Origin of the sequence: Streptococcus suis, assembly GCF_019794615.1 — a bacterium.
Lineage (GTDB): Bacteria > Bacillota > Bacilli > Lactobacillales > Streptococcaceae > Streptococcus > Streptococcus suis_AI.
In genome coordinates, this window is sequence record NZ_JAIMDU010000009.1 from 1 (window position 1) to 18,233 (window position 18,233).

Below are 18,233 nucleotides of genomic sequence, written 5' to 3' on the forward strand. Positions count from 1 at the left end.
CCTTTTTGTGCGCCCTAAATACAAAAACTATTCCCGTCTTGTCATCAACTGCTCAGACGGGAATAGTTTCTTTAGCTGCTTAAATGCTTAACTTAATGACATTGGGCGAGAAAGGATGTTCTCTTTTTCACCGAAGGTTTGGATAAGCAGACAATGATTGACTATATTCACTCCTTAATGTTAGGCGACGAAATTGTGTCTATTTCTGCTTATGCAATCTATTGGGGTAAATACTCTGAAGATAGCTATTTACAAACGGCCTACCACAAGCAGTTGGCTAAGTCACCTTTTTACAAGCAGGTAACCATACGAAATTCAAAAACATTTTCAGCCATATCAAACTATTTGGAGTATAAAACTAAATAATAAATCGTCATTTATTTGTAATATTTTCGACATCTTTTCCGGTCAAAATATTGGTAAAATGAAATCATGATGAGGAGGTGTCATATGAAAAAGTTTTGCTACAAATCTTTATTGTCTTTAGCAGGAGTCCTTGTTGCGCTAACAGTTGCATCGAGTGTAGAGGCTGCCAGTCATGTAGTGGCAGAGGGAGATTCCATGTTTTCTATTGCGGAGCAGTATGGGATTGATCCATATCAGCTAGCAGAGGCCAATGCGATGGAAATTAATGGACTAATTACCCCAGGTCAAATGTTGGATATTCCTGGTGTAACTCAAGCAGAAAATGTGGAACTCGACCAATCAACTGCTACAAGTCAGTTAGATTATGTGGTTCAAGAAGGCGATTCTTTTTATGGGATTGCTGAAGCTTTTTCATTGGACCTTAATGAATTGTTGTCACAGAATCAATTAACACTGGAGAGTTCATTGCATCCAGGACAGATTTTGATGTTAAGACAGACCCTATGGACTCAATCAGCTGATACAAGCAGAAATAGCTATTATCTACCAGGCTATGAGTATGAGCCGGGCATTAACTACCCTGTAGGTCAATGTACTTGGGGAGTACAGAAAGTTGCTCCTTGGGCAGGTGACTGGTGGGGGGATGCCGCATCATGGGGAGCCAATGCGGCGCGTGATGGTTTCCGTACTGGATCTGTACCCGAAGTTGGAGCAATCATTTCATGGAATGATGGAAACTTAGGACATGTTGCGTATGTAACGGCCGTGAATGAGTTGGGTCAAATTCAAGTTCTTGAAGCGAACTATCATGGTCAGCAGTGGGTGGATAATTTCCGCGGTTGGTTCTATCCAACGGATACTGTTGGTGAAATCACTTATATTTACAATTATTAGAAGAACAGTCCCTTCTCTCAAATTGCATTTTGGGAGGGGATTTTTTTATGAACTGGTTCTGTATCCTTCCGAAAATCTGCTGTGCATCCTTCCGCAGATTTACTATCCTTCCGCAGCACTTAGAAGATTTTTAGACATAGTAAAAAGGACCTGCATTTGAATGTAGGGTCCTATTTTTTGGTATAATAGTAGTATATTTTTTGATTATTCTAGGAGAAATTATGGTCGATATAAAAGGGAAACTCCCTCTGTTTCAAGCAAATGATGTCAACATCAGTAAGGATGTCAGTTTGGTCTGGTCTATTGCAAACACCCTACGTGGAGCTTACCGAGCGGATAAATACCGAGATGTCATCATTCCCATGTTTGTATTGGCTCGCTTGGAAGCTGCCCTTTTACCGACCAAGGAAAAAGTGTTAGTTCAATATCAGTCAAATCCCTCGACGCCAGAGAAAATATTTGAGTCTATCACGGGTTATAAATATTACAATACCAGCAAGCATACACTGAAGAACTTGTTGAACGAACCTGATGCAATCAAGGATAATTTTTTGGATTACCTAGATGGTTATTCCAAACGAGTCAAGGATATTATTGAGAATTTGAAATTTAAGGAGCAGGTGGATACCTTGGCAAGTACAGGGCGTCTCTTTACAGTAGTGAAGAAATTCTCGGAACTTGATTTATCACCAAGTTCCATTGATTCTATGCGGATGGGCTATATGTTTGAGGATATTATCCGCCGCTTTTCTGAAAACGAGGAGGCAGGTTCTCACTACACACCACGGGAAGTCATTGCTCTTATGGTCAACCTGCTCTTGATGGAGGCAGATGAAGAGCTTTTTGTTGACAATAAAGAGATTAAGGTTTTAGATATGGCGGCAGGTACAGGTGGTATGCTGGCAACTGCCAAAAGCTATATTCAACAGCTCAATTCCAAGGTCAACGTTCGCTTGTTTGGTCAGGAGTATCTAGCTGAAACCTACGGTATTGGCAAGGCGGATATGCTGATTCGTCAGGAAGAGTCGGATTACTTTGTTAAGGCGGATACGCTCAAGGATCCAGATCCATTTTATGACAAGAAGATGAACTTTGTCATTGCCAACCCTCCTTTTGGTCAGTCTTGGGGAGGTAAGGATGCGGATGACGGAGTGGAGCAAGCGGTCAAGGAGGATCAGGCTCTCTTTGAGTCGACAGAAGGCAGGGAAGGTCGTTTCGTCAACACCCCTACCACAGGTGATGCTCAGTTGCTCTTCCACCTACACGCTTTGGCTAAGTTGGAGGAAAATGGCAGAGCTGCTATCATTTCAAACGGTTCACCCCTATTCTCAGGTGGAACGACATCTGGGGAAAGCCAAATCCGCCGTTATATCTTAGAAAATGATTTGTTAGAAGCGATTATCGCTCTACCAGGGCAATTTTTCTACAATACTGGAATCGGGATTTACATCTGGCTTTACAATAAACATAAGAGTCCAGAAAGACAAGGCAAGGTCCAGTTTATTGATGCGACCAATGAATTTGTTCCACTGCGGAAATCGCTGGGGCAAAAACGCCGTGAACTGTCACAGGACAATATCAAGGATATTCTCAAGTGGTACTATGACTTTGAGGAAAATGACCGTGTGAAAATCTTTGACAGCAAGGAATTTCTTTATAAAGAATACCTGGTCATGCAGCCCCTACAACGTCGTGGAGAAATTACAGAGAAAAGTCTGGAAAGTGTCCAGTCGGTCCAGTTTTTTGCCAAGCTCTTTGATGAGTACAAGTACCAAGAATTACTGGAAATGGAGCCACGCACAGCCAAACAGGATAAGGAACTGCAAAAACTAGAAGAAGGTAGGGAAAAGCAAGAGGAAATCCTCCAAGCCCTCCGTCAAGGTCTGTCGGAAGCTACCTATCCAAACTTTGAGACCTTTACAGCCACACTGAAAGAACTCTTGGCAGAAGTCAAGCTGACCCCAGCCAATCTCAACACTCTAGCCCTTGCTATGAGTGAGATGGATAAGACTGCTGAGGTTATCACAACCAAGAAGAAAGACAAGCTGGGTGAGATTGCGGACGGTATCGTCTATGACAAGACTACTAAGGATTCTGAGATTGTCAAGCTCTCGGAAGAAGTGGAAGCTTATTTTGAACGGGAAGTCTATCCCCATGTCCCAGATGCTCACTACTGGTGGGAGGAAAACAAGCTGGGAGCAGAAATCCCCTTTACCCGCTACTTCTACCAATATCAAGCCCCAGAAAAGGCAGAAGACCTGCTCAAACAATTCTATGATCTAGAAGACCAACTACAAGCACTCTTGGAGGACCTCAAACATGACTAGGATGAAAGATAGCGGTAATCCGTGGATAAGAGAGATTCCCGGTGACTGGTTTGAAAAGAAGTTAAGATATCTGGTCGAACTTCGTGGGGAGAAATCTGTTACAACTGACTACAAAAAGTATGTTGGCCTAGAAAATATTATGTCCCAAACAGGGCAATATGTTCAGACAGGAATAGAAGTGGACCTAACTGAAAATCTTACTTTTGAAGTTGGTGATATTTTATTTGGGAAATTGAGACCTTATTTGAGAAAATATTGGAGAGCGGAATTTTCAGGAACAGCCAGTTCAGAGTTTGTCATTATCAAGGGAAGTTCTTTGAATTTAAACTTTTTGTTTTGGGCGATCCAAAGTGATAGTTTTATTAATGATGTTGACTCTTCAACGTATGGAAGTAAGATGCCAAGAGCCAGCTGGGAATATATGAAAAATATCAAGTTGCCCTTTCCAGAAAGTATAGAAGAACAATCAAAAATTGCTGACTTCCTTGATAAAAAAGTCGCTCAGCTGGATAAGGTCAAAAACCTTCTGGAGGAGCAAATCAAGACCTTGGAAGACTACCGCCAAAGCCTGATTTACGAAACCGTCACAAAAGGACTGGATAAAACCGTTTCCTTTAAAGAAGTTGATAATAAATGGATAAGTGTTATTCCAAGTGATTGGGAAGAAAGAAAATTGAGATATCTTGCTCAGACTAGGAACGAAAAAATTTTAACGGAAAATTCAGATTCATACGTAGGGTTGGAAAATATTACTCCTAGAACGGGATTATATATTGAAACAGAATCAGAGGTAGATTTAACTGAAAATATCAGTTTTAAACAAGGGGATATTTTATTTGGGAAATTGAGACCATATTTGCGAAAATTTTGGAAAGCTGAATTTGATGGGACTGCTAGTTCAGAGTTTATAATATTTAAAGATTCTATACTGGATCTTGAATTTTTATATTGGGCAATTCAAAGTGATAGTTTTGTGAATGATGTTAATTCATCAACCTATGGGAGTAAAATGCCAAGAGCAAGTTGGGAATATATAAAGGAGATTAAAATTCCTTTTCCAGTATCTCAAAATGAACAGAAGTCTATAGTAAAATTTCTTAATGAAAAAGTGGTTCAAATCAACCAAATGATTGCTATCAAAAAAGAACAAATTGAAAACATCAACAAACAACGTCAAACACTGATTTATGATTACGTGACAGGGAAAAGGAGGGTGTGAGGATGTATGATGATTCATTAACTAGACAGTCGTTACCTTCAGAAAGATATAGATTATTATTAGGAACCGCACTTAGCGTATTCAGTTCTAATAATGGTTTTGTGATCGAAAATATTTTAAATACAGACTTAACATATTCATGGTGTGAATTGATTGATAAAGAATCGGGAAGACTGATACCGATTATAGCAACAACTATTACTAAAAAAGTTGGAGATGAAATCGCTATTTTATTTTCAGAAATTATTGAAATGAGAAATCGTATTATACATGGTTTCAGGATTACATCATCTAATGACGAACAAGTAATAGCAACAAAGTGTAAAAAATCGGGAGTACAATTTGAGATAACTGAAGAATATCTAATGACATTCATAAAACTCAATGAGGAGCTGTCAGATAGACTTCATGCTTACCGAGGTTACTAGTAAAGTTTAAAAGGAGAATAGCGATTGACTAAAATTTATCATTATACATCGTTAGATACATTACTATATATTTTAAAGTACAAAACATTACGCTTTACCAGTTTGGGGCGGGTGGATGATTTATATGAGTCAAAAACTAGCGATTATGGTTTCTTAGCAGAATATTGTTATGTTTCTTGTTGGACAAAAATACAAGAAGAATCAATCCCTCAGTGGAGTATGTACTCTAGAGATATGACTGGTATTCGAATAGGCATTGAATTTGATAGTGTAGATGATATTTTTGATTTAATTGAGTATAAATTTGATGATAAAGAGGATAAAATTTCTAGTTCGCTTATCCCAGAAAAAATGGAAATAATGGGAAGTAATCCACCGTATAAACCAATTTACAAAGAAGTGATTTATACAGATGACGAGAGCTTTCTAATTCCGAATGTCTATTCAAGGTATGAATATGATGAAAAGAATTATGAAGAGAGGGTTGATTACACCCAAATTGGGATTTTCAAACCAACAGCATGGGATTTTCAAAAGGAAACTAGGTTCAAGGTAATGTTGACTCCCTGGACAATTAAAGATCATATGGAGATATTAGATAGGCGCGATATGGAAGCTCATCTAAAAATGATGAGTAGAGCAAGAGAAGAAAAGCCCTTACTGTCACACATTGACATTAAACTGAATGAAAGTATATTTGAAAAACTCTCGGTACTGACAGGTCCTAAGTGCTCAGATGCTCAGAAAGAAATGTTGCAAATGATTCTAGATAAATACGCACCAAATGTAAAATACACTGAAAGTATTTTACAAATTCAATAATTAAGACCTATCCTTCCTTTCTCCTCTAGCCTTCCAAACCGTATTAGAATAAGCACCAGTTAAATTAGGAGCTCTGACTGCCAAATAGGACCTCGTTTGACTATTTTTCCTAGTTAGGTTATAATGAGAATAGAAAAGGGTAGTTGCACTCACAACTACCCAATGCAGAACCGTTTAAGACGGTGACTAGTTTTATAATTACTAAAAAATAATCGTCAACCGGTCAAAGTTTAGACGGTTATTTTTTATTGCTCATTTTTACGATGATAATCACTAAGCCAATAAGGGAAAGTAGGAAACTACCGAATCCCAGCATCAGTTGCATCGTCTCGTAAACGGACAACAATCTGCTCCTTTCTGTTAGATTTTGATGAGTTGCCCATAGGCACCACCTACCTTTCAGAAATTAGAGCCACCGTCTTTGAGAAGTTATTATGCTTCAGAAACATAAAACCTCCCCTCCCATTTGGGAAACTCTTCTGCATAAATAATTATAGCATACCTATATAGGAAATAGATGAATTTTTGATGATTGATTATTCTGTCAAAATTATTACGCTATCCCTTTCCTTCCGAAAATCTGCTAAACATCCTTCCGTTTGTCGTCTATCCTTCCGAACTGTGCTATAATAGTAATAGGAACAAGACTGTTTCGGTTAGAAGGGAGAGGTGTACTATGTATATTTCTGTCAAGCAGGCGGCGGAGATTTGGGGGATTTCAGACCGCCGTGTTCGTGACTTGTGTAGTCAGGGAAAGGTGAAGGGGGCTATCCGTGAGGGACGTTTTTGGAAGATTCCCCAAGATACCCCAAAGCCAGTTGATGGTCGTTATAAAAGGGTGGAAAGCCTCCTGCCCTTGATTGATGAAAAGATGGAAAGGTTAGCGACGCTTCGTCCCTTGACCAGAGGAGAGGTTGAGCGGCTCAATGAAGAATTTACAGTGGAGTTCACTTATAATTCTAATGCCATTGAGGGCAATACCCTGACTCTGCGTGAAACGGACATGGTTTTGCGTGGGTTGACCATTGACCAGAAACCCTTGAAGGATCACCTTGAGGCTATTGGTCATAGGGAGGCCTTTGAATACGTGCAGACCTTGGTGGCAGAAGATACGCCCTTGACGGAGCAGGTTGTAAAGGATATTCATTATCTGGTTTTGTCCGATAAGAAGGATGATAGGGGTGTCTATCGAAAGGTGCCCGTCCGTATCATGGGTGCTGCAAACGAACCTGCCCAGCCATTTATGATTCGTCCCTTGATGGAGCAGTGGCTGGTGGACTATGCTCAAAGTCAGGAAAACATCGTAACCAAGATGGCTCGTTTTCACATTGCCTTTGAAAGTATTCATCCCTTTATTGATGGAAATGGTCGTACTGGTCGGCTCTTGGTCAACTTGGAGCTGATGAAGGCTGGCTACCCTCCCATTGATATTAAATTTTCAGACCGATTAGCCTATTATCAAGCCTTTGATGACTTCCATGCTAAGGGAAGCTTGTCAGCAATGGAAGATTTGTTTGCCCGCTATTTGAACGAGAGATTGGATATGTATCTGTCTATCCTCTCCCTCGATGATGTAGAGTAAGTACAAGGAAGAATAAGGAATACCTATGGCTCATTTTGACCTTACAGAACGTTATGATTTTCAGCAGTGGATTATCACGGATTTAGAAATAGAAAATGGTTTTACTCACAGACCGCAGAGCAAGTATAATCAACGCTTGGCAATGGATACAGACATCTTGTGGGAGTTTCTGCGAGCAACCCAAGAAGACGAGATGGACTATCTCTTGAAGAAGTTGGACAAAGAGGTTATTCTCAACTTGATTAACCAAGAAATTATCAAGGGAGGTCTTCTCTTCGCCTTGAAGTCAGGGGTTTATATTGAAAATAAACAACTAAAACTGGTCTATCCCAAGCCTGCCACTTCCTTTAATGCCAAGGCAGTCAAGCGGTATGAGCAAAATCGTTTTACAGTTATGGAAGAGGTTGTCTACAAGGATAAGGAACGTGTAGACTTGGTTATCTTTCTGAACGGCCTAGCTATTTTTGCGATTGAGTTGAAGCTTAATTCCAGCGGTCAATCGGTAGATGATGCCGTTCGTCAGTTAAAAAAGCGAGATAGCAAAAATCGCTTGTTTAAGTTTAATGCGGGCGTTTTAGCTTCTTTCGCAGTAGATACCTTGGAAGTCTACATGACGACCGAAATCAAGGGGCAAGATACCTATTTCCTTCCCTTCAATATGGGGAAAGGTGAAGGGGTTGACCAGGGGGCTGGAAATCCGCACAATGAGTCTGGTCCAGACACAGCCTATTTTTGGAAGGAAGTGCTAACAAAGGATAGTATTCTTCAGTTGATTGAACGCTTTATCTTTTTGAAGGTTGATCGGGATAAAAAAGGCAAGAAAACGCTGATTTTCCCGCGTTACCAGCAAAGACGGGCAGTAAACCGTGTCCTAGAGGATATGAAGGTCAATCACACCGATAGAAATTACCTGATTCAACACTCGGCAGGGTCTGGCAAGACCAATACGATTGCTTGGTTGGCACATAGTTTGGTCAGTCTGCACGACCAAGAAGACCGAAATATTGTGGATACGGTCTTGATTGTGACAGACAGGATTGTTGTAGACAGACAACTACAGGACGCTGTTCAGGCTATCCAGCATCAGCCTGGGGTTATCAAGGTGATGGATGACAAGGCGACTTCCAGTGACTTGGCGGATGCCTTGGCTGGAAATACCAAGATTATCGCAACAACCATTCATAAATTCGCCCAAATCAATAAGTCTGATTGGATGACAGCTGGTCCAACTGCCCAGAAAAGATTTGCCATTCTGATTGATGAAGCCCACAGTTCGACGACGGGTTCCTATATGAGTGCTGTCAGTCAAGTTTTGACAGAAACAGATGTTGAAGACGGGACGATTGAAGAGGTACAGGAAGTTTCAGTGGCGGATGCCATCGAACAAGAAATCGCTCGGACAGGAAAGCAAGATAACATTTCGATTATCGCTTTTACAGCTACACCTAAAGCCACAACTCTCCAGTTGTTTGGAAAAACCCTACCAGATGGTTCAAAAGGTCCTTTTGATGTCTACTCTATGAAACAAGCTATCCAGGAAGGCTTTATTCTGGATGTCTTGAATAACTATACTACTTACAAGACTTACTATAAATTGAACAAGGCTGTTGAGGAGGATCCTCAGTTTAAAACAGGTCTTGCCAAGAGAAAGATTGCCAAGTTTATCGAGTTATCGGATGAAAATATTGACCAGAAAGTTGAAATCATCATGGACCATTTCATCAGTCATGACATTATGGCTGAGTTGGGCGGTCAAGGTAAAGCTATGATTGTTACATCGGGTCGTGAAGCAGCAGTCAAGTATCAAAAGTCCTTTAAACGTTATTTCAAAGAGCATCATATCACCAGTATTGGAGCTTTAGTTGCTTTTTCAGGTAAGGTGAGTATGGATGATCAGGATTATACTGAGGCTCTGATGAACGGAATTGCGGAAGACAAGCTTAAAGAGAGATTTGATACAGATGATTATCAGGTCTTGATTGTGGCCAATAAATACCAAACAGGTTTTGACCAACCGAAATTGGTGGCTATGTATGTAGATAAAAAGTTACGAGATGTAGCAGCTGTACAAACTCTATCTCGCCTCAATCGTATTGTGGGAGGCTACAATAAGAAAACTTTTGTACTAGACTTTAAAAATACCTATGAGGATATAAACAAGGCTTTTGCTCCTTACTATAAGGAAACGATTTTATCAGAAACTATTACGCCAAGTGATGTATTTGACTTGGTGCGTAAGATAGACGAATATGGCATTCTTGACAGTGATGTTATCCATGAGTTTAATCAATTCCTTTATCAAGAGAAACGCTCTAGTCGGGACAAACAAAAAATGACAGCATTGTTGAATAAAGGTTACAGTCGTGTTCAGGAATTTGATGAAAAGGAGCAGCTGGAAATCAAAAAAGTTTTCCGAGGTTTTCTTCGAATGTACACTTTCCTGATTCAAGCGACTGCCTATCAAAATGAGGTTTTGCATGAACGTTATAACTATATTCAAGCACTTGTTAAGGAAATTGATGTAACACTCGGAGGGACAGATTTTACCATTGCGGATAAGATCGTAGTTGACTACATGAAGCATAAGCAAACAGGTGTCCATACCGTAGCTGACTTGGAAGGGGAATACACTCTTTCGCTTAATAAACCTAAAATCGGACCTATTGATGAAGAACAGGAAAAACGTCTTTCAGAGATTATTGATGAAATCAATGAGCAACTTGATTTGACGATTGACCCTCAAATCGGTGTTAGCGGAGCAGTTTCTATTCGTGAACTCATGAAGAAAAATGAGAAACTCAAGCAGTCTGCTAAGGTAAATTCTCGTGAAGATTTCGAGTTTTCTTTTGAGGATGAGATTGACAATGCTTTGACTGAGGGTTATATGCAAAATCAAGATTTTTTTGGAGTCCTGCTTAATAACGATGATTTTAAAAAGAGAATTGCCAAGCTTTTTATAGACGATGTTTATAGAAGTTTGAAGGATGACAAATGATGATCCCTGTTGAACAGGGATTTTTTTATGAACTGGTTCTGTATCCTTCCGAAAATCTGCGGTGCATCCTTCCGAAGATTTACTATCCTTCCGCAGCACTTAGAAGATTTTTAGACATAGTAAAAAGGACCTGCATGTGCAAGTCCTTTCGTGTTTGTTTGATTAAGCTTGACCTGAAACTTCAGCAGCGTGGTCATCCATTGAAAGAACTTCGTGGAAGACACGTTGAGTCAATTCAGTTTTTTGCTCTTTAGTGAGGTATTTAGTGTTTACGCAGTATCCAGAGATACGAACGATAACATCTTCACCAGCCATGATTTTTTCATAAACGTCGTTCAAGTCCATAACGTTCAAGTTAACGTGTTGACCACCTTGTTCAAAGTAACCATCAAGGATTGTTACCAAGTTGTTTACTTGCTCGTCGAATGTTTTACCAAGTGCTTTTGGAGAAACTTGAGTAGTCAATGAGATACCGTCGTTGGCATGTTTGAAGTTGAGTTTAGAAAGGGTGTTCAAGTTTTGCAACCAACCACCACGAGCTTTAGAAGTTGGGTTGGCACCTGGTGGGAAGAATTCTACCTTAGTAGTGTTCACAGAACCATCTTCATTGAGGAATACACCACGGTGAACTGGAGAGTTACCAGTTTGTTTAGAGTAAGCAACGTTTGAAGTGATTGTCAAGATAGACACAGTAGCTTCAGCATTCTTGTACAATTTATGTTTGTTCAAACGAGTGAAGAATGCTTCCATAAGCCATTTCGCAATATCATCTACACGGTCATCGTCTTCACCATAGCGTGGGAAGTCACCAGTTACTTCGTAGTCGTAGATAAATCCATCTTCATCACGGATTGGTTTAACTTGTGCATATTTGATTGCTGACAATGAGTCAACAGTGTTTGCGAAACCACAGATACCAAAGCCCATGTTAGCACGAAGGTGAGTTGGCAAGAATGCCATTTGAACTGCTTCGTAGTTGTATTTATCTGTCATGAAGTGGATGATATTCATGGCATCAACATATGTATCTGTCAACCAGTCAAGGGCAATTTCAAAGTTCTTAACCACTTGGTCGTAGTCAAATACTTCAGATGTATTTGGTTCAACACCGTCGAATACTTTGTAATCTTTGTGAACATCATCGTAACCGTTGTTCCAGCTTGAAAGAAGGGCTTTAAGGACGTTTACGCGAGCACCAAAGTATTGAATGTTGTGGCGTTGGTCTTCGCTTTCTGGATCAAGAGGAGATACACAGCAAGAGATACATGACATTTCACCATAACCATCTTTCGCCATTGTTGTTACACCTTCATATTGGATAGAAGAGTGTTTGTGGCTCATTGCCATACAGTAACGACGGAATGAATATGGAAGTTTGTCTGACCAAAGAACTGTCAAGTTTGGTTCTGGAGAGTTACCGATGTTGTCAAGTGTGTTCAAGAAACGGTAGTCCATCTTTGTAACACGGTGACGACCATCGTTACCCATACCTGCCATAGATGTTGTCAAGAATGTTGGGTCACCAGAGTAGATTTCGTCGAATGCTTTTGTACGAGCAAATTTCACTGTACGAAGTTTCAATACGAAGTCATCAACAAATTCTTGGATTTCAGATTCAGTAAATGTACCACGAGCCAAGTCACGTTCAGCGTAGATGTCAAGAACGATTGGAACACGACCAAGTGAAGTAGCAGCACCATTGATAACACGACATACAGCCATGAAAGCAATGTTTGTCCATTGGATAGCTTCTTTAGTGTTCATTGCAGGTTTGCGAACGTCTACACCGTATGAGTCACCCAAACGTACAACTTGTTGCAAAGCTTGGTATTGAAGGTTGATTTCTTCACGAAGGCGGATTGACTCTTCATCGATTTCAGTAATGGCATTCCAGTCAGCTACTTTTTCTTCCATCAAGTAGTCTGCACCGTAAAGTGCCAAACGAGCGTACATACCGATGATACGACCACGTGAGTATGCATCTGGAAGACCAGAAACGTGGTGTGAGTGGCGAGCACGGCGAATGTCAGCTGTGTAAGCACGGAAGATACCATCGTTTACAGTTGTAGCGTGTTTTGTATAGATTTCATGAAGGAGTGGGTCTGGAGTATAGCCGTTTTCGATCAAAGTTGTTTCAGCCATACGAATACCACCACGTGGCATGAAGTTAAGTTTGAAGAGCTCATCATTTTGGATACCAAAGATGAGTTCGTTTTCTTTATCGATGAAACCTGCTGGAATATCAGCGATAGAAGTCGCACGGTCGATATCCATTGGGAAACGAGTATCTTCGTAACCAGCTTTTGTTTCTTCAATAATTTTCTTGATATGAAGTGAACGCTCAGTTGGGCCTGCAAGGAAGCTTTCATCTCCATCATATGGAGTGTAGTTGGCTTGAACGAAGCGAGTTACACTTGCTTTATCTTGCCAATCTGTACCTTTGAAGCCTTCCCAGGCTTGGGCGAAAATGTCTTCAGTAACATTTTTTGTTTTTACTTTTGTTGACATGAGGGTTCTCCTTTTGAACATTTCGGTTAATACCGGTATGGTCTTATTATAGCACTTGAAAGCACTTACTTCAAGGTTCAGACTCGTGAAAGTTTGTGAAAATTCTTTCAATCGTTTTCATGTAGATATAGGTACGTGCAAGATGTTTAAATAGAGTCATTTGGATAATCTGTTCAGAGTAGCTTTCTTTTCATTAGCAGCTGATTGCGGTATAATCTAAATTGTAAAGGAGTAACCATGTTAGTATTTCCCTTAATCAATGATTTATCTAGAAAAATTATTCATGTAGACATGGATGCTTTTTTTGCTGCCATTGAGGTAAGGGACAATCCTGAGTTGAAAGGAAAGCCTGTTATTATTGGGGCAGACCCTAGGCTGTCTGGCGGAAGAGGCGTAGTGTCGACTTGTAATTATGAGGCGCGTGCCTTTGGGATTCATTCGGCTATGTCCTCAAAAGAAGCCTATGAACGTTGTCCGCAGGCTATTTTTATTTCTGGTCATTATGAAAAATACCAAGAAGTTGGGCGACAGGTTCGAGAAATCTTTCATCGCTATACTGATTTGGTGGAGCCCATGTCCATTGATGAGGCCTATCTAGATGTGACGGAAAATAAGTTAGGCCTTAGCTCGGCAGTTAAAATCGCCAAACTCATCCAATACGACATATGGAATGAGTTGCATCTGACAGCTTCAGCTGGTGTTTCCTATAACAAATTTTTGGCAAAAATTGCTTCGGATATGGAAAAACCACATGGATTGACCTTGATTTTACCAGAAGAGGCTGTGGGTGTATTGGCATCCTTGCCGATTGAAAAATTTCATGGTGTTGGGAAGAAAACTGTAGAACGACTTCATGATATGGGGGTCTACACAGGGCAGGATCTGTTAGATGTACCAGAGATGGTTTTGATTGATACATTCGGTCGTTTCGGGTTTGACCTCTATCGTAAGGCGAGGGGAATTTCCAATTCTCCTGTTAAGGTGGATCGAGTGCGCAAATCTATTGGTAAGGAAAGAACCTATCGGAAATTACTTTATCGAGATGAGGATGTACTGAAAGAGTTAACCAGTCTTTGTCAACGGGTTGCTAGTAGCTTGGAGCGTAATGAAAAAAAGGGCCGAACAATTGTGTTAAAGGTGCGTTATGGTGATTTTTCTACACTGACCAAACGCCATAGTCTTGATGAATACACCGACCAGTTAGATATCATTGAAAAAGAGGTTCGCCAATTGATTGAAGAGATTGGACAAGTTGAAAAAGGTATCCGGTTGTTAGGAGTGACAGTCACAAACTTTCAGGCTTGAGTTCTGATTCGGACTGTGATAGACTGAGAAAAAGGAGAAAAGATGCAAATTTCAAGTAGATTTACCATTGCTAGCCATATCTTAGTTTTGCTAGCTTTAGAGGGGGAGAAGGAAAAACAGACTAGTGCCAGTATTGCTGGAAGTGTTGGTGTTAATCCTGTTGTTATCCGAAATATTTTATCCCAGTTAAAAGAAGCTAACTTAGTGGAAGTGGCACGCGGTGTCGGTGGGGCACATTTGGCTAAAAAACCAGAACAAATCACCCTATTGCATGTCTATCAGGCTGTTGAATTATTCGGAGAAAAGGGGCAATTATTTGCTTTTCATGAGCAACCTAATCCCTCTTGTCGAGTAGGGAGGAAAATCCATCCCCTCTTAGATCATCGTTTAGAAGATGCGCAGGCAGCTTTGGAAAGAGAAGTTGCACAGTCGACCATTGCTGATTTACTGGCGGAACTATAATTATATTTAATGAAAAGATCATCAGTTTGATGATTTTTTTAATTTATACTCTTCGAAAATCAAAATTATCCGTTGTCAACTTGCCTTGATGAACTCCAGTTCTATCATCGGCTTCGTTTCCTAGGCTATTTTTGATTTTCATTGAGTATTAATCAGTTTGATGATTTTTTTAATTTAAAAAGTTGTAATTATTGAAATTACAACAAACTTGCGTTATACTATCGTTGTAAACAAAAACATTACAGCTAATCGTGAGGTAACTATTATGAAAATTGCTATTATTGCTGCAAATGGGAAATCAGGTCAAGCTATTGCAAAGGAAGCAGTAGAACGTGGTCACCAGGTGACGGCTATTGTCCGTTCTGAAAACAAGAGTGTGGCTCAAGAAGTGATCCAAAAAGACGCTTTGGATTTGACCAAGGAAGACTTGGCGGGATTTGATGTAGTAGTCAATGCCTTTGGTGCTTGGACGCCAGAAACTCTACCAGGACATTCTCAATTGGCCAATCATTTAGTTTCATTGTTAAACGACACTCCAACACGTTTGCTGATTGTAGGTGGTGCAGGCAGTCTTTATTTAGATGAGAGCCAGACAGCTATGCTGAAAGATACTCCAGATTTCCCTGCGGAATACCTGCCAATCGCTGAGGCTATGGGTGCTGGTCTAGACATTTACCGCCAGGCAACAGCTATCAATTGGACCTATATCAGCCCTGCAGCCGATTTTGATGCGGAAGGTCCAAAGACAGGTACCTATACCCTTGTTGGCGAGGTTTTCCAAGTCAATGCCCAAGGTGAAAGCTATATTAGTTATACCGACTATGCGGTGGCTTTGGTTGATATTGCTGAAAAAGGTGGATACAAGCAAGAACGTATTTCGGTATTTGCATAAAATAAAGGACCTTAAAAAGATAGTTCTCTTCGGAATTATCTTTTTATTTTTCGTTTATATATAGTATAATAATATAAAAATAGAAAAGGAGACCGCCATGATTCACTTGATTTGTCCCAATCCAGCTTTGGACCGTACGCTACTTGTTGAAAAAATTGAAAGGAATATTCCCCTGAGACCGACTGAAGTGAGGGATTATCCTGGTGGAAAAAGCTTCAACGTGGCCTATGCCCTCCGTGAAAACGGTGTGACAGACTACATCATTCATACTATTTTGGGAGGACAAATTGGTCGCTATATTCAGGAGCTTAATGCTGATAGTGGAAATGCTCTGCGCGTGGTTGAAAATAGCCAGAATACTCGGACGTGTAATATCTATGTTGAAACTAGTACAGGCGATGTAGTACTATTTTATGAAAAAGGTTTTGAACTAACAGAGGATTTGCTCAACCAATTCACTCAGCAGATTGAAAATAGCCTGCAAGCTGGCGACATCCTAGTCTTTTCAGGCAGTCTGATGAAGGGGATGCCGGATGACTATATTCAGCAGTTTATTGAAAAATACCCAGAGGTTCTGACCATAGTGGACACCAGTGGACCTGCTTTACGTGCAGCTTATCAAGCTCGCCCAGCCCTTATCAAAATCAATAATGAAGAGCTTAAAGAAATATATCCAGAGTTAGATGAGGAAAGTCCTGAGGATATTTTACGAATTCTGAAAGATGTAACCCCTCATGAGAACATCATTATTACCATGGGAGGCAGAGGTAGTCTGGCAAAAATTGGTCAACGCTTCTTTCGTATCCAGTCACCAAAGAAAGAAACACGCAATCCCATTGCGGCAGGGGATTTCTACCTAGGCTTGCTTGTCAAGGGAATTAGTCAAAATCAAGATCCAGAAATCTTTTTGAAAGAAGCGGCAGCCTTTGCGACAGCTAATTGTTTGAATTATTTTCCAGAGGTATTGTCTGAACAGTTTGAAGCGATCTTTGATCAGATAATTTTTGAAGAGGTTTAGAAACTAAACTTCTCATCCATTTTGAAATGACTCCAAACTTATAATCATCTTTCTAAATTATTTGAATTGATTTTACTATCCTAAATAAGAAATAATATGCAATTTGCATATATAAAAGGAGATTTTCTGCTATCGATGAATATCAAGTAATCTGGACTGAGAAAAAATGAAAAAAGTTGACAATTAGAAGAACTTCTCATTTATTCTGTAATGATCATACTTGTGGAAATATTAATAGGGATGTTTATATTCAAAAAATAAAGCATTATAGCAGATCAAAAAACAAAGATTTAAATGCATCAAAATATTTGACAAGAAAACTCTCCAAGGTATATAATGATATAGAAAGTTATACTTGTGTGGAATGCTTAATGTTTTTATTGAAAAAATTACTTCATTTTAGGTGTTAATAATAATGTAAATAATTTTTTTAAAAGGAAGGTGGCATCATATGTCAGCGAAAAAAACATGTCTATTTAAGGCAACTTCAGTTGGCTTACTGTCTTTAGCAGCCCTTGCTGTTGTTGGAGCTGTAAATGTATCAGCTGAAGAAGTCGAAGTTGCAAATATTACAGCACATGGAACAGGTGCTTATGCTGATCCAGTTCCGGCTTTTAATCTAGATACTGGAGAATTAACTGCAAAGGGTAGCAGTGTTTTAAATTCTGATTACAAGCCTGAGTTAGATACAAGTACAGTTGATATTCATGTGAATGGTGAAGGAGTAACAGCGGAGTTACCTGAAGTTAAACTTGGTTTTGAAAATGGAGAGCCTTATGTATATGCAAATGGCGAGGGAGTAACTTCAAGTTCCGAATTACCAACTTTAGATCCAAGTACGGTTGATATTCATGTGAATGGTGAAGGAGTAACAGCACCAGTATTGGATGAGGTTGCAATTGCATTGGATGAAAATGGTTTGTACTTTAAAAATACACCTATTGAAGCCCCAACTGCGGAAGCTTTACCAACTGTTAAAATTGGTGGTAAAGATGGTGACTATTATCTCTACACAAATGGTCCAGGTACTACAGCTGAAGAGCTTCCTTCTATAGACCCTTCTACATTGAGTACTGCTGAAGTGCCAACAGAAACTCCTTCTGAAACTTCGACAGAAAAATCAACGGAAAACCCATCTGATAAGCAAGAAGAAGTAGTCGATAAAAAAGTAGAAAAACCTGCTGTTAAGGCAGATAAGGCTACTGAAACAAAGACTGCAGAAGCAAAAACTGCTAAAGCTTCACTTCCAGAAACCGGTGATGCAGTAACCTTACTGTCATTATTTGGTGGTTTGGGGCTTCTGGGATCTGCAGCGCTTTTGAAAAAAAGAAAATAATGCATAGGAGGGTCGTGAGGCCCTCTTTTCTGATGTTATGAGAAGTATTATACTCTTCGAAAATCAAAAGTAACCTAGT

The 18,233-nt window shown here is 39.8% G+C and carries 14 protein-coding genes and 1 pseudogene; 13 read left to right on the forward strand and 2 right to left on the reverse strand.

The features are described from left to right. Positions 1-153: 153 nt before the first annotated feature. From K6V43_RS03615 to K6V43_RS03640, 6 genes are all read left to right on the forward strand, one after another. Positions 154-366 carry a phosphopentomutase gene (locus K6V43_RS03615; protein ID WP_261311768.1) on the forward strand — a complete coding sequence of 71 codons (213 nt, stop codon included), beginning with the start codon at positions 154-156 and terminating at the stop codon, positions 364-366. Positions 367-450: 84 nt separating this feature from the next. Next, the gene (locus K6V43_RS03620; protein ID WP_222381708.1) at positions 451-1,260 is read left to right on the forward strand and encodes a LysM peptidoglycan-binding domain-containing protein; all 810 of its coding nucleotides are present in this window, start codon (positions 451-453) and stop codon (positions 1,258-1,260) included. Positions 1,261-1,481: 221 nt separating this feature from the next. Next, entirely contained in the window at positions 1,482-3,587 is a 2,106-nt protein-coding gene (locus K6V43_RS03625) for an HsdM family class I SAM-dependent methyltransferase (RefSeq protein ID WP_222381711.1), read from the forward strand. After that, the gene (locus K6V43_RS03630) at positions 3,580-4,806 is read left to right on the forward strand and encodes a restriction endonuclease subunit S (protein ID WP_222381714.1); all 1,227 of its coding nucleotides are present in this window, start codon (positions 3,580-3,582) and stop codon (positions 4,804-4,806) included. Before K6V43_RS03625 ends, K6V43_RS03630 begins: the two co-directional genes overlap by 8 nt. Before the next feature lie 2 nt (positions 4,807-4,808). Then, entirely contained in the window at positions 4,809-5,234 is a 426-nt protein-coding gene (locus tag K6V43_RS03635) for a hypothetical protein (protein WP_222381717.1), read from the forward strand. A 24-nt stretch (positions 5,235-5,258) separates the two neighbouring features. Beyond that, on the forward strand, positions 5,259-6,056 hold the full coding sequence (locus K6V43_RS03640; RefSeq protein ID WP_222381719.1) for a DUF2971 domain-containing protein: 798 nt from the start codon (positions 5,259-5,261) through the stop codon (positions 6,054-6,056). Between the two features lie 238 nt (positions 6,057-6,294). Here the strand turns inward: K6V43_RS03640 and K6V43_RS03645 are convergent. Beyond that, a pseudogene (locus tag K6V43_RS03645) lies at positions 6,295-6,414 on the reverse strand (putative holin-like toxin); the annotation flags it as partial. Between the two features lie 318 nt (positions 6,415-6,732). Between K6V43_RS03645 and K6V43_RS03650 the strand changes: the two are divergent. Then, a complete protein-coding gene (locus K6V43_RS03650) occupies positions 6,733-7,638 on the forward strand; it encodes a DNA-binding protein (RefSeq protein ID WP_222381722.1) in 906 nt (301 codons plus the stop codon). Positions 7,639-7,663: 25 nt separating this feature from the next. Beyond that, the gene (locus tag K6V43_RS03655) at positions 7,664-10,633 is read left to right on the forward strand and encodes a DEAD/DEAH box helicase family protein (RefSeq protein WP_222381724.1); all 2,970 of its coding nucleotides are present in this window, start codon (positions 7,664-7,666) and stop codon (positions 10,631-10,633) included. A 162-nt stretch (positions 10,634-10,795) separates the two neighbouring features. Here K6V43_RS03655 and pflB read toward each other — a convergent pair whose 3' ends face one another. After that, positions 10,796-13,141, reverse strand: a complete 2,346-nt coding sequence (pflB, locus tag K6V43_RS03660; RefSeq protein ID WP_024396948.1) for a formate C-acetyltransferase — start codon at positions 13,139-13,141, stop codon at positions 10,796-10,798. A gap of 237 nt (positions 13,142-13,378) precedes the next feature. Here pflB and dinB point away from each other — a divergent pair, with 237 nt between their 5' ends. The 5 genes from dinB to K6V43_RS03685 all read left to right on the forward strand — a co-directional run bounded on the left by dinB (position 13,379) and on the right by K6V43_RS03685 (position 18,154). Then, positions 13,379-14,446, forward strand: a complete 1,068-nt coding sequence (dinB, locus tag K6V43_RS03665; protein WP_024391744.1) for a DNA polymerase IV — start codon at positions 13,379-13,381, stop codon at positions 14,444-14,446. A gap of 42 nt (positions 14,447-14,488) precedes the next feature. Beyond that, positions 14,489-14,908, forward strand: coding sequence for an Rrf2 family transcriptional regulator (locus tag K6V43_RS03670; protein WP_222381727.1), 420 nt, complete (start codon positions 14,489-14,491; stop codon positions 14,906-14,908). Between the two features lie 265 nt (positions 14,909-15,173). Further along, on the forward strand, positions 15,174-15,800 hold the full coding sequence (locus K6V43_RS03675; protein ID WP_222381730.1) for an NAD(P)-dependent oxidoreductase: 627 nt from the start codon (positions 15,174-15,176) through the stop codon (positions 15,798-15,800). Positions 15,801-15,897: 97 nt separating this feature from the next. Continuing rightward, the gene (locus K6V43_RS03680; protein WP_222381732.1) at positions 15,898-16,818 is read left to right on the forward strand and encodes a PfkB family carbohydrate kinase; all 921 of its coding nucleotides are present in this window, start codon (positions 15,898-15,900) and stop codon (positions 16,816-16,818) included. A 451-nt stretch (positions 16,819-17,269) separates the two neighbouring features. Continuing rightward, positions 17,270-18,154 carry an LPXTG cell wall anchor domain-containing protein gene (locus K6V43_RS03685; RefSeq protein WP_222381735.1) on the forward strand — a complete coding sequence of 295 codons (885 nt, stop codon included), beginning with the start codon at positions 17,270-17,272 and terminating at the stop codon, positions 18,152-18,154. Positions 18,155-18,233 lie beyond the last annotated feature (79 nt).

Coding starts and splice junctions, on each gene's coding strand:
- K6V43_RS03625 (WP_222381711.1), top strand. CDS start 1,482: ATGGTCGATATAAAAGGGAAACTCCCTCTGTTTCAAGCAAATGATGTC.
- K6V43_RS03670 (WP_222381727.1), top strand. CDS start 14,489: ATGCAAATTTCAAGTAGATTTACCATTGCTAGCCATATCTTAGTTTTG.
- K6V43_RS03620 (WP_222381708.1), top strand. CDS start 451: ATGAAAAAGTTTTGCTACAAATCTTTATTGTCTTTAGCAGGAGTCCTT.
- K6V43_RS03675 (WP_222381730.1), top strand. CDS start 15,174: ATGAAAATTGCTATTATTGCTGCAAATGGGAAATCAGGTCAAGCTATT.
- K6V43_RS03635 (WP_222381717.1), top strand. CDS start 4,809: ATGTATGATGATTCATTAACTAGACAGTCGTTACCTTCAGAAAGATAT.
- pflB (WP_024396948.1), bottom strand. CDS start 13,141: ATGTCAACAAAAGTAAAAACAAAAAATGTTACTGAAGACATTTTCGCC.
- dinB (WP_024391744.1), top strand. CDS start 13,379: ATGTTAGTATTTCCCTTAATCAATGATTTATCTAGAAAAATTATTCAT.
- K6V43_RS03630 (WP_222381714.1), top strand. CDS start 3,580: ATGACTAGGATGAAAGATAGCGGTAATCCGTGGATAAGAGAGATTCCC.
- K6V43_RS03680 (WP_222381732.1), top strand. CDS start 15,898: ATGATTCACTTGATTTGTCCCAATCCAGCTTTGGACCGTACGCTACTT.
- K6V43_RS03655 (WP_222381724.1), top strand. CDS start 7,664: ATGGCTCATTTTGACCTTACAGAACGTTATGATTTTCAGCAGTGGATT.
- K6V43_RS03685 (WP_222381735.1), top strand. CDS start 17,270: ATGTCAGCGAAAAAAACATGTCTATTTAAGGCAACTTCAGTTGGCTTA.
- K6V43_RS03615 (WP_261311768.1), top strand. CDS start 154: ATGATTGACTATATTCACTCCTTAATGTTAGGCGACGAAATTGTGTCT.
- K6V43_RS03650 (WP_222381722.1), top strand. CDS start 6,733: ATGTATATTTCTGTCAAGCAGGCGGCGGAGATTTGGGGGATTTCAGAC.